Source organism: Magnetococcales bacterium (assembly GCA_015228935.1).
Lineage (GTDB): Bacteria > Pseudomonadota > Magnetococcia > Magnetococcales > DC0425bin3 > HA3dbin3.
The window spans coordinates 1-22070 of record JADGCO010000068.1 but is presented as its reverse complement, the minus strand read 5'-3'; the positions used below and the strand labels follow the sequence as shown (position 1 = coordinate 22070).

The 22070-nt window shown below is 56.3% G+C and carries 23 protein-coding genes; 22 read left to right on the top strand and 1 reads right to left on the bottom strand.

What is annotated here, in order from left to right; translation table 11 throughout:
- The 22 genes from HQL65_14665 to HQL65_14560 form a co-directional block, all read left to right on the top strand.
- Nucleotides 1-578: phage terminase large subunit family protein (locus tag HQL65_14665; GenBank protein ID MBF0137477.1), on the top strand; the 578-nt coding region annotated here is incomplete at its 5' end.
- Nucleotides 578-808, top strand: a complete 231-nt coding sequence (locus tag HQL65_14660; GenBank protein ID MBF0137476.1) for a hypothetical protein — start codon at nucleotides 578-580, stop codon at nucleotides 806-808. The genes HQL65_14665 and HQL65_14660, both read left to right, overlap by 1 nt.
- Nucleotides 808-2271, top strand: a complete 1464-nt coding sequence (locus HQL65_14655; GenBank protein ID MBF0137475.1) for a phage portal protein — start codon at nucleotides 808-810, stop codon at nucleotides 2269-2271. Before HQL65_14660 ends, HQL65_14655 begins: the two co-directional genes overlap by 1 nt.
- A complete protein-coding gene (locus tag HQL65_14650; GenBank protein ID MBF0137474.1) occupies nucleotides 2268-2441 on the top strand; it encodes a hypothetical protein in 174 nt (57 codons plus the stop codon). Before HQL65_14655 ends, HQL65_14650 begins: the two co-directional genes overlap by 4 nt.
- Entirely contained in the window at nucleotides 2438-3640 is a 1203-nt protein-coding gene (locus HQL65_14645; GenBank protein ID MBF0137473.1) for a S49 family peptidase, read from the top strand. Before HQL65_14650 ends, HQL65_14645 begins: the two co-directional genes overlap by 4 nt.
- A 3-nt stretch (nucleotides 3641-3643) precedes the next feature.
- The gene (locus HQL65_14640; GenBank protein ID MBF0137472.1) at nucleotides 3644-4309 is read left to right on the top strand and encodes a head decoration protein; all 666 of its coding nucleotides are present in this window, start codon (nucleotides 3644-3646) and stop codon (nucleotides 4307-4309) included.
- Between the two features lies 1 nt (nucleotide 4310).
- Nucleotides 4311-5336, top strand: coding sequence for a major capsid protein (locus tag HQL65_14635; protein MBF0137471.1), 1026 nt, complete (start codon nucleotides 4311-4313; stop codon nucleotides 5334-5336).
- The gene (locus HQL65_14630; protein MBF0137470.1) at nucleotides 5333-5686 is read left to right on the top strand and encodes a hypothetical protein; all 354 of its coding nucleotides are present in this window, start codon (nucleotides 5333-5335) and stop codon (nucleotides 5684-5686) included. The genes HQL65_14635 and HQL65_14630 overlap by 4 nt, the downstream gene beginning before the upstream one ends.
- Before the next feature lie 11 nt (nucleotides 5687-5697).
- Nucleotides 5698-6117, top strand: a complete 420-nt coding sequence (locus HQL65_14625) for a hypothetical protein (GenBank protein MBF0137469.1) — start codon at nucleotides 5698-5700, stop codon at nucleotides 6115-6117.
- A 16-nt stretch (nucleotides 6118-6133) separates the two neighbouring features.
- Nucleotides 6134-7039 (top strand): hypothetical protein, encoded by a 906-nt coding sequence (locus HQL65_14620; GenBank protein ID MBF0137468.1) that lies wholly within the window; start codon nucleotides 6134-6136, stop codon nucleotides 7037-7039.
- Between the two features lie 5 nt (nucleotides 7040-7044).
- Nucleotides 7045-7359, top strand: coding sequence for a hypothetical protein (locus HQL65_14615; protein MBF0137467.1), 315 nt, complete (start codon nucleotides 7045-7047; stop codon nucleotides 7357-7359).
- A gap of 137 nt (nucleotides 7360-7496) precedes the next feature.
- Nucleotides 7497-12005 (top strand): phage tail tape measure protein, encoded by a 4509-nt coding sequence (locus tag HQL65_14610; protein ID MBF0137466.1) that lies wholly within the window; start codon nucleotides 7497-7499, stop codon nucleotides 12003-12005.
- Between the two features lie 3 nt (nucleotides 12006-12008).
- On the top strand, nucleotides 12009-12383 hold the full coding sequence (locus HQL65_14605) for a hypothetical protein (GenBank protein ID MBF0137465.1): 375 nt from the start codon (nucleotides 12009-12011) through the stop codon (nucleotides 12381-12383).
- Nucleotides 12384-12399: 16 nt separating this feature from the next.
- Nucleotides 12400-13419 carry a hypothetical protein gene (locus HQL65_14600; GenBank protein MBF0137464.1) on the top strand — a complete coding sequence of 340 codons (1020 nt, stop codon included), beginning with the start codon at nucleotides 12400-12402 and terminating at the stop codon, nucleotides 13417-13419.
- 19 nt (nucleotides 13420-13438) lie between these two features.
- Complete coding sequence (locus HQL65_14595) at nucleotides 13439-14392, top strand: hypothetical protein (protein ID MBF0137463.1); 954 nt, start codon at nucleotides 13439-13441, stop codon at nucleotides 14390-14392.
- 912 nt (nucleotides 14393-15304) lie between these two features.
- The gene (locus HQL65_14590) at nucleotides 15305-15625 is read left to right on the top strand and encodes a hypothetical protein (GenBank protein ID MBF0137462.1); all 321 of its coding nucleotides are present in this window, start codon (nucleotides 15305-15307) and stop codon (nucleotides 15623-15625) included.
- On the top strand, nucleotides 15622-16596 hold the full coding sequence (locus tag HQL65_14585; GenBank protein MBF0137461.1) for a hypothetical protein: 975 nt from the start codon (nucleotides 15622-15624) through the stop codon (nucleotides 16594-16596). The genes HQL65_14590 and HQL65_14585 overlap by 4 nt, the downstream gene beginning before the upstream one ends.
- A 35-nt stretch (nucleotides 16597-16631) precedes the next feature.
- Nucleotides 16632-17492, top strand: coding sequence for a hypothetical protein (locus HQL65_14580; GenBank protein ID MBF0137460.1), 861 nt, complete (start codon nucleotides 16632-16634; stop codon nucleotides 17490-17492).
- Between the two features lie 40 nt (nucleotides 17493-17532).
- On the top strand, nucleotides 17533-18909 hold the full coding sequence (locus HQL65_14575; GenBank protein ID MBF0137459.1) for a hypothetical protein: 1377 nt from the start codon (nucleotides 17533-17535) through the stop codon (nucleotides 18907-18909).
- Nucleotides 18890-19111 carry a hypothetical protein gene (locus tag HQL65_14570; protein ID MBF0137458.1) on the top strand — a complete coding sequence of 74 codons (222 nt, stop codon included), beginning with the start codon at nucleotides 18890-18892 and terminating at the stop codon, nucleotides 19109-19111. Before HQL65_14575 ends, HQL65_14570 begins: the two co-directional genes overlap by 20 nt.
- A 900-nt stretch (nucleotides 19112-20011) precedes the next feature.
- Nucleotides 20012-20458, top strand: coding sequence for a SocA family protein (locus HQL65_14565; protein MBF0137457.1), 447 nt, complete (start codon nucleotides 20012-20014; stop codon nucleotides 20456-20458).
- A gap of 9 nt (nucleotides 20459-20467) precedes the next feature.
- The gene (locus HQL65_14560) at nucleotides 20468-20869 is read left to right on the top strand and encodes a hypothetical protein (GenBank protein ID MBF0137456.1); all 402 of its coding nucleotides are present in this window, start codon (nucleotides 20468-20470) and stop codon (nucleotides 20867-20869) included.
- Nucleotides 20870-21915: 1046 nt separating this feature from the next.
- On the opposite strand, the gene HQL65_14555 is transcribed toward HQL65_14560, so the two are convergent.
- The coding region (locus HQL65_14555) for a hypothetical protein (protein MBF0137455.1) at nucleotides 21916-22070 on the bottom strand (155 nt) is incomplete at its 5' end.

Genomic DNA, 22070 nt, shown 5'->3' with positions numbered 1-22070 from the left:
TTGAAATCATCTCAAAAGCAGCTCGAAAAATGGGAAAAGCTGCGAAGATGGGTTATGCCTTTTGCCGCAATCGACAGGACCGGCGGGTGTGGGCAATTAAAGGTCGGGGTGGAATGGGAGTTCCCATCTGGCCTCGTCGTCCATCTCGCAGCAACAAGGGCCGGGTACCACTCTTTATTGTTGGTGTGGATGCCGCCAAGGAAGCCATTCACTCCCGCCTGCGTCTAAAGGACCCAGGCCCTGGATGTTGCCATTTCCCGGTTACTCGCGATGCTGACTGGTTTCGGCAATTGACCGCCGAACGGGTCACCACCCGTTTCCACAGGGGTCGTCCGATTCGGGAATGGAAAAAACGGGACGGGGACCGCAACGAAGCCCTGGACTGCCGGGTGTACGCCATGGCGGCCCTACAGGGGTTGGTTGCCATGGGATTGCAACTGAACAAGGAAGCGACTCGGATATTGGAAATTCCATTGAAAATGACCACTCCAGAGCAGGTCGATCAAGAAAGTGTGAAAAAACCACCTTCTGGTTCCAAATCTCGACGACAAGTCTATCAGTCTCCTTGGATGTCGTAATGGCCACCATCATTGAACTACAAATCCGTCGTGATCGACTTTTGGAGCGACTGGAAAGCTTGCAGAAACGTGTCACCCATGGGGACAAAACAGTGGAATACGATCTGACCCAGGCCAAGACCGCCTTGGAGCTTCTGGATCGAGAGATGACCCGTGTGCGCCACGAGGGATGCACCGGGGCTGGGGCAATTGTGCGGCAAGTACGTGTTCGAAGCGACAAGGATCTTTGATGTGGTCATGGAGAAAAATTTTTGGAGGTGGAGAAAGCGGGGGAATGCCATCCCGCAAGACAGGGTACGAAGCCGCATCAACGGGTCGCCGTCTGGGCAACTGGCAACCCGGTAATGATGGGGTCAATGCCCTGCTGTTTCGGGATGCGGACCTGATACGGTCCCGGTCACGGGATATGGTCCGACGCAATGCCTGGGCGTTCAATGGACTGGATGCTCTGGTTTCCAACCTGGTGGGGACCGGGATCAAGCCCCGCTCTACCCATGATGACGTTGCTTTCAAGGAGCGGGTCCACGCCTTATGGTTGGAGTGGACCCGCGAAGCGGATGCCCACAATGTACAGGGATTTTATGGGCTTCAAGCGTTGGCCGTGCGGGCCATGGTGGAAGGGGGTGAGGTCCTGGTCCGGCTTCGGAATCGGAATCTCGGCGATGGATTACCAGTTCCTCTTCAGATTCAACTGCTGGAGCCGGAACATTTGCCGTCCACATTGAATCGTGACCTGCCCAACGGCAACCGTATCCGGGCCGGGATCGAGTTCGACAAGATTGGCAGGCGCGTCGCCTACCACCTGTATCGAGAACACCCTGGCGAGCGGACCGTGGGGGGTGGACTGTTCGGTGATCCGCCGGTGCCAGTTCCGGCTTCGGAGGTGATCCATCTCTTCCGCCCCCTGCGCCCCGGTCAGATTCGCGGTGAACCGTGGCTGACGCAGGCACTGGTCAAGCTCCACGAATTGGACCAGTACGACGATGCCGAATTGGTGCGTAAAAAGACAGCAGCCCTGATCGCGGGTTTCATCACCAAACCATCTCCAGAAATGGCTTTGGACAATGATGAGGATGGGGATGCGCCGCCCGTCACCTGGACGCCAGGCACCATGCAGATACTCATGCCAGGAGAGGATGTAAAATTTTCTGAACCCGCCGACCTGGGCGGACAATATGCGGAGTTCATGAAGACGCAATTGCGGGCGGTAGCGGTTGCCATGGGCGTCACCTATGAGCAACTGACCGGGGACCTGTCTGGAGTCAACTATTCCAGCATCCGCGCCGGAATGGTTGAGTTCCGACGGCGCATGGAGCAGTGGCAACGCAGCGTCATCATCCACCAGTTCTGCCGCCCTGTCTGGGAAAGATGGATGGATCAGGCAATCTTGGCAGGGGCCTTGGATGCCCCAGGATATGCTCGGAATCGTCGGGTCTATCAGGGGGTGAAATGGATTCCGCAGGGTTGGGCATGGGTTGATCCGCAGAAAGAGTTCACCGCCGTTGTCATAGCCATTCGTGCCGGTCTCGTCAGCCGGGATGAGGCAGTGGCCACCTACGGCTACGACGCCGAGGAGATCGACCGAGAAATTGCCGCGACCAACGCACGTGCCGATAAACTGGGACTGGCCCTCGACTCCGATCCCCGCCGCCGCACCAGAACCGGGGCAGCGGTGCAGGACGGCAAGCCGTGATCATCACCTACGAACCCATCAGCCTGGAATCGGCCAATGCCTGTCTGATCGCGTGGGAACACCGCAGAGGGGTTTCCCACGGACTGTTGCTCGATGGAGAACCGATGGCCGTATCCACCACAGACCCCGCTCCGGCGGGGTTTCGTCTTTCTGGAGGCTGCAACGCATGAACTTTTTGCCACACCTCGCGGGTCGGGTACTCGGCGTGCCCCTGCTGGTGGAGCGTGCCAAGCTGGAAACCATTCTGACGGTTATCGGTCCCAGGGTGGGAATTGACGTCACTGGGATCACACCCGGCATGCCGCTTCCCACCACTTGCCCGAACCAGGACATCACCAGCGATGGCATCGCCATCATTCACATCCACGGTACCCTGGCCAAGCGGGTTGGTGCGATAGATGCAGCTTCCGGCCTCACCAGCTACGCCGCCATCGAGGAGATGATTCTGGATGCTGCCACCGATCCGGTGGTCAAGGGCATCCTGATGGACATAGACAGCCCAGGTGGCGAGGTTGGTGGTGTGTTCGATCTGGCCACTATGATCCGGGAGGCTGGGCAGACCAAACCGGTGTGGGCAGTGGCCGACGATGCTTTCTCGGCGGCCTATCTGTTGGCCTCCGCTGCCGAGCGCATCTACCTGCCGCAGACTGCCGGGGTTGGATCGGTGGGCGTCATCGCCCTCCATGTGGACGAGTCACAGCGGGACGTTCAGGAGGGTCGGCGCTACACCACGGTCTTCGCCGGGGCCAGAAAGAACGACTTCTCCCGCCACACACCATTGTCCAGCGACGCCCGCAATCACCTTCAGGCCGAAGTGGACCGGCTATATGGCATGTTCGTCGCCGCTGTGGCCGCCAACCGGGGCCTAACCGAAGAAGCGGTCCGCGCCACCGAAGCCGTAATTTATTTCGGAGCCAATGCCCTAGTCGCCGGGCTGGCCGACCGGGTGGGAACCCTTCGTGACGCCATGTCCGATTTTTCCGCAGCCATCCAACCCTCGCACACCACTACCAACCAGAAGGACTTTCTCATGGAGACACCAACCACGACGGCAGGAGCCGTAATCCTGGACCGCGATGCTATTCGCGTCGAAGGCCGCCAGCAGTTTCAGCAGGAAGCCCAGGCCATCCTCGATCTTTGCACCTTGGCCAACGTGGCCAACATGGCAGGCGTGTTCATCGCAAAGGGCATGACTGAAGAACAAGTACGCAAAGAACTGTTGACCATGCGGGCATCCGGACCGGAGATCCAGACCCAGGTTCTGCCGGGAGATGGAACCAACAGCCAATCGGTGTCCAATCTTGAGACCAACCCTCTTGTCATGGAATGTCGGAGGCGGGCCACAATGCAAGGCAGGGGAGCGAAATAAACCATGGCCACCATTTCAGAACCAAACAGCCTTGGTGATCTGCTGAAACATGAAGCAGAAAATTTCTACAGCCGGGAAAAAATCACTGTCCTGGCTGGAAGCGGATCGGCGCGAACACTTCCCATTGGGGCAGTGGTTGGACGCCGGACAAAATCGTCCGTGGTCACTGCTGCTGTGACCGGGAACACCGGAAACGGCACCATTGGAACGGCAACTTTGGGTGCGAATGCTGTCCCGGGAATCTACGCTCTCAAATGCACCGCAGCATCAACAAATGCGGGAACGTTTTCCGTCATCACTCCTTCCGGAAATGCCCTGGTGCCATTGACTGTTGGCATCGCGTATTCGAGTACCCACCTGAACGTCACCGTTGCCGATGGTTCGACTGATTTTATCGTTGGTGACAGTTTTACCGTTACGGTTTCTGGCGATGACAAAATCGTGGCCTTGGACCCGGCAGCCGTGAATGGCACCCAACAGGTCGCCGGGGTCATCGCGGCTGAAATAATCGCTCCGGATGGTACGGATGCTTCAGGAGTCTTGATTGCACGCCACGCCATCCTGGCCGAACCGGCTTTGGTATGGCCATCCGGGATTACCACCGGGCAAAAAAATACCGCTCTGGCGCAACTTGTTGCGCTGGGCATCATTGTGCGCAAAGGGGTGTAACATGGGACTGGCAGCAAATCCATTTTCTGGCAATGCATTTGGTGTGGTGGCATTGACCACCAGCATCAATCTTTTGCCAAACAACTACGGACGCATTGAGGAACTGCAACTGATGCCGTCCAAACCGGTGAGGGTGCGTGAAATCGCCATTGAGGAGCGCAATGGTACCCTCATTTTAATCCCAACTGCACAAGTTGGATCGCCTGGTGCCGTTGGTGTGCGGGACAAGCGGAAGGTGCGTTCTTTTTCGATCCCGCACATACCCTATGATGACGTAATCCTTCCGGAGGAAGTGCAGGGTATTCGTGCCTTTGGCAGTGAAGGGGACCTGAATTCCATGGTCATCGTTCTGGCATCGCACCTCCAGTCCATGCGGGACAAGCACGCCATCACCCTGGAGCATCTCCGCATGGGTGCGCTCAAGGGCGTCATCCTCGATGCCAATGGCTCGACCATCTACGACCTGTATGCTGAATTCGGCATCACTCCAAAAACCATCAACTTTGAGCTTGATCAAAACACAACCAAGCTTGGAACGATCAAAGCCAAGTGCCTGGAACTGAAACGACACGTTGAAGACAATTTGCGTGGGGAATTCATGACAGGGATTCGTTGCATGGTTTCTCCAGAGTTTTTCGATGCCTTCACCGGACATGCTGAAGTTCATAAAGCGTTCGAACAATGGCAGCAGGGGGAAGCTCTCCGGGCTGATCAACGCAAAGGATTCAAATTTTGCGATATCACTTTCGAAGAGTATCGGGGGCAAGCTCCTGATTCGGAAGGCTCCACCCGCAGGTTTATTGCCTCCGGCCAGGGACATGCGTTCCCGGAAGGAACCAGCAGTACGTTCTGCACCTATTTTGCCCCGGCTGATTTCAATGAGGCCGCCAATACCCTTGGGGAACCTCTGTATGCCAAACAGGAACCCAGAAAGTTTGACCGGGGGACGGATCTGCACACCCAGTCCAACCCGCTTCCCATGTGCCACCGTCCTGGCGTGCTTGTGAAAGTGACTGCGACAGCATGACGATTCCTGGTTGGTACCAGTCGCTGGACACGCTCCAGCAGGTGTGCCGGGATACATTTGGCGTCCCGGTTACCTACCGTCCATCTGTTATCACCCGTCCGGACCTGGGTGGGATCTCCATCCAGGTCACTGCCATTTTTGAAGATGATCAAGAACCCCAATCCTTCATGGGCGGCGGCATTGATGCCATCGTGCCGCGCACTACCCTGGAGTTGCGGGTTGCCGATCTGGGGTTTGACCCGGTGGCAGGTGACGATGTGCTGGTAAACGGTCACTCGTATCGAGTCAAAGACGTCCAGTTGGATAGTCACGGAACGGCACTTCTGACGCTGGTGAATCTGTTATCATAACAGGGGCTTGCGTGGATAACTATGTGACTGTGGGCGGTCTGATCGTGGACCGTTTGAAAGAAAAATTGCCCGATCTTCTTCGCATCGAGTTCATATGGGGCAAGAACGCGATTCGGGAGGCGTCGGATATCGTGCCGTCGCTCATGGTGTTTTTGGAGATGGACGTTCCTGGCCAAAGTAGTCCCGACGGGCGTGAACACACGGTCGAGCAGCAATGGGCCGTGGTACTCGTCACGCGAGATTCCGAAGGAGAAGCGGGGCCGCTGATTTCCAAAATGATCTCGGCTCTGGCCGGGTGGCGACCACAAAGTGGCCGTTTTTCATCCTTGAAACGGGTGCAATCATCCCACGTACCCGAGTGGTCGGCAAACGGCGTCCTGTACTTCCCTGTGGTTTTTTCAACAGGGTTTGTTTTCAACGTATCTGATTGAAAAGGCCAAAAAAAGAATGACGAGTCAATGGAGTTTGATCGGCGAGGGTGAGATATTCATCGGCCTGCGAACCGGCGGCCCACTGCGGGCGGTCGGGCAGGTCAAAGAGTTCAAGCTGGAGGTCTCCGAGGAGACCAAGGAGTTGAAAAACTATCAGGGTGGCGGAGGTCTTGCCGACCAGGTGAGCTGGATCAACAAGGTGGAGGCCACCTTCAACTTCCTGAGCCTGTCGGCCAAGAACCTCGCCATGGCCCTGCGCGGTGGTGACACCGGTTTGGCGTCGGGGACGGTGAGCAATCAGAGCCATACGGCTTACGCCGGAGGCTTCATTCCCCTGGACGGGATCGGGCCGTCATCCGTCACGGTCACCGTCGATCCCCCGGCCTGGACGGCGACCACGGCCAGTACGGTGGGCGAGATCGTCAAGCCTGGCACAGGAACTCATTTCTATCGATGCAGCACTGCCGGAACCACCGGGGCCACCGAGCCGACTTGGCCCACGGATGGGGGTACCGTCAGCGACGGTACGGTGACGTGGACGGATATGGGGGCGATGGTTCTGACTTCCACCGACTTCCAGGTCAAGAGCGCCGGGATTTTCATTCCCGAAGGGTCCGCCAAAATTGCCGCCACAGGCACTCTGGTCAAGGTCAGCTACAGCAAGTCCGCAGGAACTGTGATCCAGGCCCTGATCAAGGGGGCTGACGAATACCGCGTTTTCTTCTCCGGGACCAACTTTGCCAGGGCCGGAAAACCGCTTTCTGCGGATATGTTCCGGGTCAAATTTTCGCCGGCCAAAGACTTGTCCTTCATCGGCGATGATTTTACGGGGTTAACCCTGACAGCATCCGTGTTGAAAGACGATACCCGCCAAGGTACCGATATCAGTGCCTTTGTTGAAATCAAGATGGTCGAGGAGTGACGCCCGTGGTGAGACGCACCAAGGAAGTGGAACTGGAAGGACAAAAGATTACCATCCGCGAACTGACCGTGGCCGAAGTTCGGCACTGGTTCAAAGATTTGGAGCAGGTGCAGGAGGGGTCCATCGACCTGGTCAACGAGGGGATCGTGGCCGATGCTTCCCTGGGAGATGTCGTTCGCATGACCGACCTGCAAGTGGCAGACCTGGATGAGATGACCCCTTCGACCATTGAGACGTTGATCGTCGCCTGCCGGGAGATCAACCCCAATTTTTTCCGCTTGCGGGATCGCCTGCTCAAAGCTGCACGGGCGATGCCGTGACTGCTCGCAAGCGATTGGAGCGTTCGGCCTGTGCCCTGGTACGGGCCGGACACTCCATGATCTGGGATTACCCCTGGGATCTCTTCCTGTTTGCCATGGAAGAAATTTCCTCGTCACGAAAAGAATAGAATAAATCCATGGCCACTGCCGCTGCTCTTGAATTCACTATCCTGATGAATTCCGGGAACATCTCCCGTGCCATGGATCAGACTCGTCAGTCTGTGGCTGCTGGGGTGCGAGGCATGGCGCAAGCGGCGCAGGACGAGGGAAAGCGTATCCAGGACGCTTTGAGCAAAATCACCAGCTTCCGGGAGATGAAAAAAGGAGTTGAGGAAGCCAGAGGAGAGTGGTCAAAAGCCCAGGGTGATGTGACCCGATTGTCTGCTGCCATGAGCAGTACTACCGCCCCCACTCGCGCCATGCAAAGAGAGTTCGACCAGGCGAAGCAAACGGCGGCGGCGGCCAAGACTGCCTTCGAAAACAAACGTGATGCCTTGCATCGTCTGCGGGGGGAAATGCGATCCGCCGGCGTCGATACGACCAATCTTGTCGAAGGACAACGTCGGCTACGTGCAGAATTGGCGCAGGTGGCACAGGCAGAGGGCAGAATACGCCAACTGCAAAGGGTGCAGTCGGCAAAAGATATTATCGGTCTAGCCCCGACACCCAATACCGAACGCGAGATTGCCAGGGTGCAAGCGGCATACGAACGTCTGCGTGTGTCAGGCAAATTGACAAACGCCGAACTGGCGCGTGCCCATCTGGCAATGACCGAGCAGATTATCTCCCTTCGTAATGGGACTGATGGATGGGCATCACGCATATCCCTTGTGCGGGAGCAACTGGCGAAGATGACGGTCGGTATTGCAGGAATCGGACTGGCGGCAGCCGAAGCGATCCGCTTTGAATCTGCCATGGCCAATGTGCGCAAGGTGGTGGATTTTGCAACACCCCAGGCCTTTCAGGACATGGTCATCGATATCAAAGCCATGTCTCGCGAAATTCCAGTCTCACTGGATGGTCTGGCCAAAATAGCCGAAGCCGGCGGTCAGATGGGTATTGCTGCCAAGGACATCGAAGGATTTACCGAAGTCGTAGCCAAGATGAGTACAGCTTTCGGAATATCTCCTGACGAAGCAGGTGCCGCTGTCGGAAAGTTGATGAATATTTTTCGATTGACCGTGCCAGAAACGCAAAGGTTAGCCAATGCAATCAACCATTTAGGAAACAATACCAATGCGGTTGAGCGCGACATTCTCAATGTCATGAACCGTGTAGGTGGTATGGCCAGAATGTTTGGTCTTGCGAATACCGAGACCGCTGCGTTGACATCGACTTTCCTGGCCATGGGACGCCCCCCTGAAATCGCAGCGACTGCAATTAACGCTATGTTGATGACGTTGCAAACCGCAACGACAAAAGACGAAGCCTTCAAACAAACTCTGCAAAGCATTGGTTATACTGCCGAACAATTGGCTGCGGATATTGGAAAAAATCCGCAGCAGACCCTGACAAAGTTTTTGGAGACTCTCAAAAGCCTGGATCGCCAGACCCAGGTTGAGGTGATATCCAAACTTTTTGGACGAGAATATGCCGATGATATGGCTGTGGTTGTTGGTGGTTTGGACAAATACAAGGAAATCCTTGGACTGGTAGGCAAGGAGGCAAATTATGCTGGCTCAATGCAGAAAGAGTTTGGTGAGCGCATTCGCACGACCGAAGCCCAACTGCAACTGGCCAAGAACGCCATCTCCGAAGCCGCAATCAATCTTGGCACCGCTTTTCTGCCGTCCATCGTTGCGGTTGCCAAAGGTGTTGCCGCACTGTTGCATGGATTGGCTGCGTTGGTCGCGACGTTTCCAACCCTTTCCGCTGCTGCTGTCACCACACTGACTGCCCTGGCCGGGTTCGGTGCCTTACGGCTGATATGGAGTACATTGCGGCTGGGGGTAATTTCCATGATTGCTCCCCTGGCAACGCTTGGAACAATGGCAAAGGGATTGATGGCTATTCCCCAATTTTGGGGGGTGTTGGCCATTGCCGGAGGGGCTGCCTATGTCTTTTCCAAAGCCATCTCCTCTAACATCGAGCCCTTGCAGGAACACGCCACGGCCTTGGGCAAAAGTCGGGAAGCAACCCTTCAAAAGATCAAGACTCTGGAGACGTTGAAAAATATCCTGGAAACCACCAGACCTGGAACCAGGGAACACATTGAAGCAGAAGAAAAACTGGCAAATCTTTTACCAAATTCAAATATTGCTTTGGATGAACAAGGACGGTTGCTGGCAAGAGTTGGTAGCGCTGCCAAGGACAATGCAGAAAAACTCAAGGATTATCTCAATCTGCTCAAGAAAGATGAACGCCAGACCCTGGCCCTGCAACTGGATGTCCAGGCTCGTGCCTTCGGCGAAGTCAAAAAGGAGATGGCATCCTATACGGACGGCTTGAGGAACTGGTATGGCATCGGTACAGGCCAAGGACTCACGTCATTTCAAAAGATCACGTTGTGGCTGGACAAACTCACGGGCTTGTACGATTCCAACATTGTCAAAGGAGCGGAACTGCGTCGCCAACTGGGCGACACAGAGGGGGGAATGAAGTCCCTGTTGGAAGAGGCCCGCAGGGCCGGTCTTTCGGTGGAAGACCTTGGTAAGTCAATGGATGGTATCCACGCCGACCCGGCAGTGAAAGATCAGATCGTTGCAATCTACCGCACGATGGCCAAGGAGGCAGAATCTGCTGCCGGAAAGGCAGCCAGTCTCAACGAGCAATTCAAGCAGTTTTCCATGACCATCTCTGGTCCTGCTGCTGCCGCAAAAAAATCCATCATTGATGCCATTGGCACAACTGATCAGCAGATCGGAAAATACGATGAAGCACTGTCAAAACATCGTGGTAATCTCAAACAGGCAGTAGACGACGAGTCAAAATCCTGGAAGGCTATTGGCGAAGCGTCCACATCGTCGTCGAAAATTGTCACCGAGCGCATCGAGGAGATCTACGCACGGCGACATCGTGTCCTGAATGCTTTTGTTGATGCCGGTTTGATTTCAGAAAAGCGAAAAACTCAGATCGTCACTGTCCTGGCCATTCAAGAAACAGAAGCAAGGCTTGCTGAAGCCCGCCGCCACCTGGTGGAGTCCTTGAACCTGACCCAGCGTGAATATCAGGCAAAAAGTGACAACGCCAAACGGATGGGCCTTGATGCTGCCCGGGTGGATGAGGAACGGCTACAATCCCAGCGTCGAATACTGGAGCAAACCGAAGCGACCTACCGGGCCAGCATCGATAAACTCATTGCCGAGGAGCAGCGTCACCTGGAGGCAGCCCGGCAGATCGCCGAGCAGCGAGCCAGTTTCAAGTTGTCAGTGGAGGACCGACTCGCCAGACTGGCCGAAAAAGGGAAGCAACCAGACGAAGTTTATCAATCGCGGCAAATGCGCATTGCCCAGGAGCAGGCACGGGCCGAGGATGCCCTGCGCAACGGCAACTATGAGGCTGCCCGCCGCCATGCAGAACGCATGATGGAACTGGCTGAACAAACCGCCGATGCGGTCAAGGTCGGCAACCGCATTCTGGTCCCTGAACAGGAGGCCGTGACACGGTCTTCTGAACAAGTCAAGCGTGCGGCGGCCATTGTGGATAAGGCTTTCCAGGAACAGGGCAATAATCACCAACAGTCAGCATCCGCTTTGCGTCTCGAATACGGGTCTCTGGCCACACAACTGGAGACGGTACGTCAGGTTCTGGCTGGATTGGATCAGTCCCTCAGCAAGGACCATCGGATCATCCTTGGCATCGACACAGCCAAGATCACTGAGGCTGCTCGCCAGATTGATGATCTGCTGGAAAAAAAGGAACGGATGGTCCGGATCAAGGTCGAACTTCAGGAAGAAGCCCGGTTCCTGGAGGGAATTTCGGATAAGGTTGCCCAAGGATTAACAGGTCCAATCAAGACCGGACTGGATGAAGTATCTCGTGTGTTCGCGAACTTCAAGTCCGAGTTCGCTGGATTCGATCCAGAGATCAAAGCCAAATTTGACGCCACCATGGCGACCGGGGCCATCAATGGCCTGATCACAAAGTTTCAGGAATTTCAATCCACAGTCCAGGCTGGCAGCGCAATTCAGGTGCATGCGGATACTGCTGCTGCTGTGTCTGCCATGGACGGTATCACATCACGTGCCAACGCCCTGGATGGTCGAGTCATCACCTACACTGTGCAACAAGTGACCCAGGAAGCCCATGCTGTGGGTGGACCGGTGGGGCTGGCGCGAGGAGGTCGCCTGCCAGGTTTTGGCGGGGGAGACCGTGTCCATGCCATGTTGGAAGCGGGGGAGTTCGTCATCCGGAAGGAGGCGGTCCGGCGCTACGGGCTGGGGCTGCTGGAATCCCTCAACCGCATGCGGTTGCGGCTCCCGGAAATGCCCCGCTTCGCTGCGGGGGGCCTGGTCCGCAACCTGGTGATTCCGGTCATGCCCTCCGCACCTGCTTTCGCCACCGGAGGAGCCGTCCCGCCGGTGGAGGGGGTGGTGCGGCTGGATCTCTTCGCGGGCGGCAGGCCGGTGGCATCCATCCCCGGTCCCCGTCAGCAGATCCGGCAAGTTGTGAATGCGTTGAAGGACCTGGAACGGGGAATATCTTGACAGATGAAAAACCTTGGCGATGTTACCCTTCCGGACTCCCTCCAATGGACCGACCGCTGGGAGTGGTCTCCAGTGGCCCAGGAAGCCACCCGCACCCTGGGCGGAACCGTGGTGACATGGTCTCAGGCCCTCTCGGGTGGTCGGCCAATCACCCTGGATGCCACCGAGGAGGCCACTTGGCTCGATCAATCCACGGTAGAAGCCATCCGCGCCATGGCCACCCAAGCCGGAACTACCTTCCCCCTGGTTTGGGACTCCGAAACCTTCACTGTGATGTTCCGGCACCATGATGCCCCGGCGGCCAGCTTCAAGCTGGTATTTCCCCATCTGCCCGAGACTGTCCGTTTCACCGGCACCATCAAGTTGATGACCATCTGAATTCCGAGGAATTTCCATGCCTCTCCAGGGTATCAATCTCAAACAATACGGCTCCGAGACAGTATCCGACACCTCTGCCAACGGCGGACGCATCTCCAGCAAGGAGATCGCCGACAGCGTGAAGAATAACTTCTGGCCCGATGTTCCGGAAAGCGAACGCTTGGCCGGTTCGGACCGCTACCGCAAGGCTTTCCTGAAGGTGGCCAATGCCGATGGGATCTCCCTGCGCAACGCCAGGATCTACGTGGACACCCCCACCTCGGGCGATGACCGGGTGCTGATCTTTCCTGGCACCCAGACTAATATCCAGGACGATATCACCGGATCCGAACGGCTCTATGGTGCCGGGTGGCTGGAGATCGACGCAGAAGTTGAGTCCACTTCCATCAGCGTACAGGTGGAAAACGCCGATGATTTTATCTTCCGCAATGGCGACCTGATCGTCCTGACGGATCAGACAAATTCTTCCGGAAAATATGAGTTTGTTCGGCTGGCTGCCTCCGATGCCGTCATCTGGAATGGCGACAAGGCGACACTCGTCTTTGACGCAGGCCATTCTCTGCAAAATGCCTACACCGCCTCCGCCACTCGGGTGGCCTCGGTCATCGAGGCGGGGGACGTCCAGGCTATCGCCGAAGCCTGGGATCTCTCCTCCCAACATGGCACATACGATGGATGGGATGGCACGGGCGATTCGCCCACCCTCATCACCCTGGATGCCATCGGCGGCATCGAGCAGACCTGGACCATCTCCTTCACCTCGCCTGCCGCTTTCACCTGTTTCGGCGACACCGCCGGATTCGTGGGCGGCGGCAGCACCACTGGCGACTTTTCTCCCAACAACCAGGCCTTCGATCGGCCCTATTTCACCCTGCCAGCCTCCGGGTGGGGTGGTTCCTGGGCTCCTGGGGATCTACTTATCTTCACTACCCATCCCGCCGCTTTCCCCATCTGGCAGAGACGCATTGTGCCGGCAGGCAGCGCCGCCCAGAGGGGCAACGGCATGTTTTTCGGCATCTGGGGCCTGACGGCCTGACCAAGAAGGAGATTTTGAAATGCCTGAATCCACCACCGTTTATTACTCCACCGACACCGGCGCTCCGGCCATCTCCGGCACCGTTGGTAGCCTCATCGGGCTGCTTTATTCTTGTCTGGTAACGGGTTACGGAGCCAAAATCGCTGCGGGCTGGACCCGGCCCTATACCGGCACCAACAATGCAGTTTTCCAGGCTGGCGGCGGAAATCAGCGCTTCCTACAGGTACTCGACAACAGTGAATCTGCGGGCGGGGCCAAGGAGGCGCGAATGACCGGGTATGAATCCATGACCGGCTTGGCATCCGGCAGCGGGCCATTTCCCTCTGCGGCGCAATCTGTCACCGGTCTCATCTGCCGAAAATCCACCACCGCCGATGCCACCGCTCGGCCCTGGGTACTCGTGGCCACCGACCGCACCTTCTATCTCTTCATCCAGACCGGCGATTATTCCACTTTATCCCATGGCTTCGGCTTTGGGGATTTCATCAGCTACAAGACCGGCGGCGACGACTACGGCACCTTTATCATCGGCAAACAGGTGGAAAATGACGCCAATGGCAGCAACGAACGTCTGGCCTATGCAGCCACTGCCGTGAACAGCGCCGTCATCACCGGCCATTACGTGGCCCGCAATTACACCGGAGTCGGTTCCTCATGCCAAGTGGCCAAATTCATCGACGGCTCCAAAACCACGTTGACCAGCAACACCATGGGATCCAACCAGTATATCGCCTATCCAAACGCTCCTGATGGCGGGCTGTGGTTGTGTCCGGTATGGCTCAGCCAGCCAGTCTCATCCAACTACGTCCTGCGCGGACATTTACCTGGCCTGTGGTGCCCCCTGCATACCACCCCATTGAGCCACCTTGACACCTTCAACGGCACGGGAGAGATGTCTGGAAAAGCCTTCCAAGCCATCAATGTTGCAAACTCAGGCCAAGTCATCATCGAAACCTCCAGCACCTGGAGTTGATGCATGGCGGATGTTGGATCTATTGGCGCGACATCGTTCTCCCGGCAAGCTGTGAGCCGCTCCTTTCCGCAGGTCTGCGGCGTGAGTTTTCGTGGCGGACGTCCAGGCCATGCTTGGATTCCCTCCGGAGCTTGGTGGAACTGGAAGGGGCTTGCCAAAACCCCGGTGGCAGCAATCGGGTGGTCCGAAGATTATTGGAACGGCTTGCCTAAGGGTATGACTGGGGCCAAGGCGTCCAAGGTGCAGGGATGGTTTTTGAGTTCCTATTGGACGGAAATACGAGGCTCCTTGCTTGGACTGATCAGTCAACCGGCCAATTCAGGCTTTCCCTCCTGGCCTGGAGGCATGGCTGTTTTCATCAAATCCACAGCCGGTATTGCGGGATTTTCCTGGCCGGATGCAGGTGCAAAAAACATCCGCGCCGGATCTCTTTGTGGAAACGCATCCCTGACGCAGTCCTATTGGGATTCCCAGCCCGCGGGCATGATCGAGGAAGCCAAGGTCAGGGGATCGCCCGGGTTGCCCGATAGCTATTGGGCATCGATTCACGGAATTGGAACTTCTTTCCGTTTTGCAGCGGAGTGGTACCCGGATGACTACTGGCAGGGAATACGGGCAAAAGCGGCATCCAGTAGAACCGGATATGCTTGGCTCCCAGAGGAATATTGGCAGGAGGTTTCTGGAGTTCGTGGAGCATATTCAGCTCTTGGGCACAGTTGGCGAGGGAGCGAATGGCACTTCACCTTCGGCGGGCTTGGGCGGAACACGTCCAGAGCTGCGCTGACCGGCATCTTCCGGGAATTCTTGCTCCAGGGTGGCAAAACCACCCTTTCTGTTTCAGCAATAAACGGGTTACTGCCTCTGGTTCAGGATCCATTCGCCAGGGCATCTTATTCCATCATGGGCACTCCCATGACCCATACCATCCATGCCCGCTGGTCCATGCCGCTGTCCATGGATTCCATTCAGATACGCCTTGCCTCATCCTGGGCGGAAATATTCCAGGCGCGTTTCCATTCTTCCTGGAGTACGATGTCCCCAGTCTCAAAACGATTTTCCGTGGAGTGGGATTCCACCACCCCCGTAGGGATGCGGTTCCGCTCCTGCTATGACCTGATGGATGGTACCCCGATAGCAAAAAAATTCCGCTTGATTTACGACATCTTCACCGCACCCCAGACTTTGGCCTCATATTCCCGGGTGCGTGCTTCCGTGGGAGGACAGTGGTTATGAGTACGGTCTCCACAAGCTTGCAGATTTCCTTTTCCTCCCCGGAAGCCGATTCATCATTCGAGCTGGTAACAAGCGATAACGATCAGGGAGGGGCTGTGCCAGTACAGGTAACTTTCTCCAGTTCGGTCGTCCGGGTGAGTGCGTGGGGGGTTCCTCCCAAACTTCTGCCATTGGAAGTGGCTGTGCCCGGCAGGAAGCGGGTCAAACTCTACTGCTCGAAACGCGCCGCCAATGAGGTAAAGATCCTGGTGGATGAAGGGCCAATAAAAATTCGCGTCACCGAGCCGGCATCCCTCAAACGTGACGTCTTAATCAACGCCGCAACCAATTTGGGGCGTCGTAGCGAGCCGGTAACCGAGGTGTTGGATTTTCAAGGCGAGACACGCAAGCGATTGCGTTGGTTCCACGATCAGCCCCAAGTGAAGATCATCCACCAGACCATGTTCCGGGACCGTTCTGGGTCACCACTGGAGCCACCTATCTACAACCCGACCAGGGGAGAATTTTTCTGTGCCGGAGAGGCCTACGGTGCCCTGGCCGTGGAGTATGCGGCCACCTTTTCCCTCTTCGAGATCACCTACGGAAACGGAATTGGAATGGCCACTCCGGAGCATTTTCGGGACATGCAAAAAGCCTGGTCCAGCGGCAACATCAACTCCACCGAAATTCCCCCCGTCTCCCTGTTGGCCATTACCGATTACCATGTGGCCAAGGCTACCTTCGAGCGGGTCTTCTGGCCCTCCGGCACCCCCGGAGTCAGCGTCAAGTGGGCCGGAGAAACAGAAAAGGAATCTGGAGAGATCGGGGATTACTCGGAACGCCCCGGGACCCGCAAGAATAAGGTTAGGACCGTGCCCATCGACATGAGCGGAACGGAACCAAAGGTTGTGCTGGAGGATACCACCTACATCGAACTGCAGGATATGGATACCAAAAAAATTGTGCGTTATCGCTTCCTGGGAAGTCGATGACATCGCGTTTCCCCAGTTTAGGGCCGTTTCGGAGGGTGAAAAGCATCCACCTCCCGTACCGGAAGGTGGAAGGGGTGATCGATCTGGTCCGGCAGTATGTCACCCCAGCTTCCGCCTGCGACGTGCTGGAGTATTACGACTATCCAAAGTTGATTTTAGACAAACCGTTGTGGAAGCCCATGATCGGACCGTTTATGATCGACTCCATTCCCACTGCGTTGCCCTTCCTCATATCGGGAAAACTCGGAGTCACGGAAGTCATTGCCAATTCTTTCCAAGCCGGTGTCAAACACAAATATTCTCCCGGCAAGGCCATCATTCCCTCGAAAGCAAGATTCAGGGAGATCGATTGGCAAGACTACCGGATCGACCGGTTGAGCGACATCCCTATAACCACCCCCGAGTATATTGCTTCGATCAACAGAGGCGCGAACCATTTGGATGCGTGGCGGCAATGGAATTCTCCCTTCGGTCAGTGGCAGATTCATACCAGCGTTTACGTCACGACCGGGCTGGGGTGCCCTTTCGCCGATACCACCAACTGTGATGCCAGATGGAATCTGGATGTCACCGGCAACAGGGTTTCGGTCTTTTTCGATCTGTTCCTGAAGACGGTCTACTGGCAGGAAAACGGCGTCAACCCTCGGATCCGGGTCACACTTCCGGGAGGGCCATACCCGGCCCATGCGACGGTGGATCCCAGCACGGCATCCTTCGTGAACGGGGATGTCACCATCACGCCTGCCTCGCAAGGTCATTGGACGTACACTTTTTCGGCATATGTCGGGTATTACACCTATTCTCAACAGTTTGATGTTGATTTGAAAATCAAGATCACCATGACCATCGATTACCGCAACCCGATTCCTGAAACATCATCCACAAATAAGAAGTAGCCATGTTGATGTTCAGTGACTTTGTCGAGCAGAAACAACCATGATCTTATCTGTCACCATCTCCCTCGCTGAGGGCGATTTTGCCTGGAGCGGTTCCCTGGAGTTGGACGATCCTGCCAGCTTCCAGAGGGTGAAGGTGGGCGATCCCATCACCCTCGAACTGGGCAGCGAGGTCTTCAACTTGGTGGTGGACAACAAGACCCTGGAGCGCAACGGCGTCGGCATGCCCCGCTTCAGCATCTCGGTGATCAGCCCGACGGCGCACCTGACCTCGCCACGGGCCGCGCCCCTGGAACGGACTTGGAATGATCCAGTCCAGGCTCGCGCCGCTACCGAGGATGCCACGGGCGAAACCATCCTTTGGGACCTGGTAGATTGGCTGATCCCCGGCGGCAGGCTGGCGGTCCACAACGCCACCCCCGCCGACGTGGTCCGGACCATTGCCGAGGCCGCCGGGGGTGTGGTGGAGACCCTGCCCGAGGGCCAACTGCGGGTGCGGCATCGCTTCCCGGTGGCTGTGCCCGACTGGAACACGGCCACCCCCGATCACATCCTCACCGATGCCGCCGACAACTTGTCGTGCAGCGAGTCCCACACGCTGCGTCGCCGGGTCAACCGCGTGCTGGTGCGGGGCTATCTTCCCCAGTCCGGCTACCTTGCCGCTGAGTTGGATAATCGTCCGAACGGGTTGAACGAGGGACGGAACAGTTTTTTTGTGGGCGAAACCGCCCATCTGCTGGTCCACACCGGGCCGGAGGTGACCAGTGTGGAACTGGCCGCATCCACCGGGTTGCTGCTGCCGGGACCGGAGCAGACCCTGCGGCTGACCCAAGATCTCGTCTTCGACGGCACATCTACGGGTGCCCTGGATCAGCCCGCCGTCTCCATCGACTCGGTGATCTGGCTGGGCAATGACCTTGGTACGCTCACCCTGGAGGCCGACCGGCGCAGCCTGTCTGCCGAACGATCTGGGGTGGCCACCGCCCGCATCGGCTACACCGCCGTGGCCCGTTCCTGGGGTCTGACCACGCCAGAGACCGTGGCCGGACTGGATGCTTTTCCGGTGCAGGTGCGGGCTGTGGCCCAGAACGGCGCGACGCCCCTGGACGGCGAAATCATCTGCCAACGCGGCGCAGGCGATCATCACGGTGAGGACATCTCCGATCCGCTCCTGGCCGATACCCTGGCCAAGCTCTCCCGTGGCCGTGCCGAGATCGACAGCGGCGAGATCTTGCAGGAGGTCTCCCTGACGTGCCTCCACCGACCGGGCTTCCTGCCTGGCCACCTGGTTGAGGTCCACGACGCCATGATGGGCCAGTCCTGGCGGGGCAAAATCACATCCGTAAGCCATACAGCCGATGGCCCAAAATTGACCACATCACTGGATATTTTGCGTTATGTCCAACCCTCTGATTGACCTTCAACTTTTATTGATTGGACAAAAGGTTATGACGGGCCGTGTGATCGATATATCCACCACCGGTCTTCTTCGGGTCGCCAGCAAAGGCGGGGTTGTGGAAGTGCCCGGACAAGCCAGCGTTGGCGATATCGTTACCATCGAGAATGGCAGGGCTACGAAACGTGGAAACGGTACCTCGGTTCAGGTGTTTTACGTTTGATTTGCTGTGAACACTGCGTGAACACTCATATCCAATTTTTTCCGATTTTTTCAGATCTCTATGCAGAGTGATTGATTGCATATCAGATAAAGTCGTTATAAATTAACATGATATAATCTTATTGCAGCATGGGCGAGCATAGTCAAGACTTGGAGTGGCGGACTTTTAATCTGTGGGTCGCTGGTTCGACTCCAGCACGGCTCACCAATAAAAACAAACAATGACGGCCACTCGCAAGGTGGCCGTTTTTGTTCGTTGCTACCCTGTTGCTACTTTTGGCGGGAGTTTTTAAATTTTCCAGGTCTGGTATCCGGTCAGAAATTCAGGGGAAACGTGCAGCAACATCGGTGCCTGTTGCCTGGGGTCTTCCCGGACAGGTTCCTGCCAGAGGGAAATCCCATCGCCCCCGCGAATTCCGCGTTTCAAACGCGAATAAGTCACGCGACCAGAAAGACGCCAGGAACAAAAAGGGCCAGATCGCTCCGGCCCCTTGGGGGTTCTCTTCCTGGGAGGAAGCCCTGGTCAGGTGGGGGGAGGTTCCTGATAATCGTCGTCCAGAAGATTGATTGCGTATTGCAACGCTTCATTTGCTCCGATGAGAACAAAAGAGAGACCATCGGCCACTTTCGAAGACATGTCTTCATCGTAGCCACCGCTCAGCCCTGCCAAGCATCGGGCGGCGCAAAAATACCGCAAGTCTGACGGGTGCGGTGTCCGCTCTTTGAGGGGTTTTCGGCCCCGTTCCAGGAACCTATTCCTGGACGCCAACGGATGCAAGTGGATTTCTGCGGACGTTATCGGATATCATCGGGAGTGGGAGGAGACATAATATGACAGGGATCAATCCCCGCATATGGAAGGGAAGCCCATTTGCATTCCCCCTGCCCAGGAGCCAACAAAATGAAAGATATCACCTGTCTTGACGTTGCCAACTACTTCCTTTCTCTTGCGGATGAAGATGCAGGAGACTTTATTTCAAACATGAAGTTGCAAAAGCTCGTCTATTATGCCCAAGGCTTCCACTTGGCCATGTTTGACAAACCGCTTTTTATGGAACCCATCACAGCATGGACTCATGGTCCAGTTGTCCCGTTGCTTTATCAGGAGTTCAAAAAATTCGGCTCGGGACCCATTCCAAGACCTGAAGAGATGGACTTTGACTCTTTTCAGAAAGAACAACGCAAATGTTTGGATGAAGTCTACAACGTATACGGGCAGTATGACGCATGGAAGTTGCGCAATTTGACCCATGATGAACCACCGTGGCGAGAGACTTACGACCAGGAGCCAGGGGGTGTTATTCCGCTCGAAGCCATGAAGGACTATTTCAAAACCCAACTGCAATAGTGGATGGCCATGATCAAGCGACGTTCCATCCAGGGGGAAAGGATTAAACCGTCTCCCAAAGGGATGGGATCGACCAACCAGGAAAAACCGATCTTCTCCTTGGTTCATCTCCAAGACGCCCACGCCCTGGACAAATGTACCCAGGCAGAGAAGGCGGCCTTCGCGGATACGCTCCATCGCCTTTCCAGGTTGACGTGGAGAGAGATTCAAAGTGCCCCTCGTCATGGTCTTGGTTCTGAAATTGTTCCCCGTGACGCCATCAAAGCTGGCATCCCGAGTGTCATCACACCTGACGTTCGTATCATTGCGTTCCGATGCCATGGGAAAGCCCTCATGCTTGGATTCCGCGATGGCGTGGTATTCCACGTGGTGTGGATGGACCGCGACTTCACGCTGTATGACCATGGGTAGGTTTCGTGAACTGCGTCTTGCCACGTTTTCCGCATCAACCGGCTCCAGGGATGCAACCACCAGGGTGATGTCATTTCCCCTGGCAGGCCAACCAGGAAANNCACCGGCTCCAGGGATGCAACCACCAGGGTGATGTCATTTCCCCTGGCAGGCCAACCAGGAGAAAATTCCCGCCACCCTGTCGGGTTTCAAACGCGAGTGCGCGTGGTGAGGTTTGATTCCCCAAATTTGGGGAATCAATCTGGCCGTATGTTCCCGTGTGCGCGTGGTGAGGAAGGGTACCAGTCAAATTGGTACCCCTGGCGGACCTGCTCCCGTGCGTGCGCAAGGTGAGGAGTTTGGGAGGGTCCGATTTGAAATCCGACCAACCTGTCCCCATGCGTGCGCGTGGTAAGGGGATCGCGTTTCAAACGCAACCCTTCCACCCGTTCCCGTGCGTGCGCGTGGTGAGGCTTTGTTTGCTCCCCAAATTTGGGGAGCAAAGGCCTGTTCCCGTGCGTGCGCGTGGTAAGGATTTCACTGAGCCGAATTTTCGGCCCAGTGAACCCGTTCCCGTGCGTGCGCGTGGTAAGGCCAGTTTGATTCCCCAAATTTGGGGAACCAATTCCCGCTCCCGTGCTTGCGCATGGTGAGTTTCAACCGGCTCAATTTTCAGCCCGTTGAATACCCTGTTCCCGTGCGCGTTGGCTCAAAATTCAGCCGACGCCATTCCGGGAAAAGTCAACCTGTTCCCAGCTTCCAGGTTAACCGTTTTGTCCTTTATTTTCAAAGATGTTAACCTGTTCCAGTTTCCAGGTTAACCATTTTATCCTGTATTTTCAAAGCAGTTAACCTGACAGTCAACCTATTCCCGGTTTCCAGGTTGACTACTTTATCCTGTATTTTCAAAATATTAATGATGCAGTCAACCTGATAGTCAACCAAGCAGTAAACCTAGTTTTTGGGATTCATTTTGCCCCAAAGGGCGCGGTGCGAACTACGCGCCCTGCGTATTGTCAGGAGTACCTTGGCACATGGTCCTGGCATGGCTTCCCGATATTCTTCGATCATATCCGAATCCCCTCTCCGGTTGGCCGATCCCAGACCATCCGCAATTTCGTCCGGTCCATGTTGAAATAATCGCGTATGAAGACCTGTCGTGCGCCGCCCTTGGTCCGGAAGGTGGCCTTGTCCTTGTCCATGGCTTCCAGGGTTGAACCAG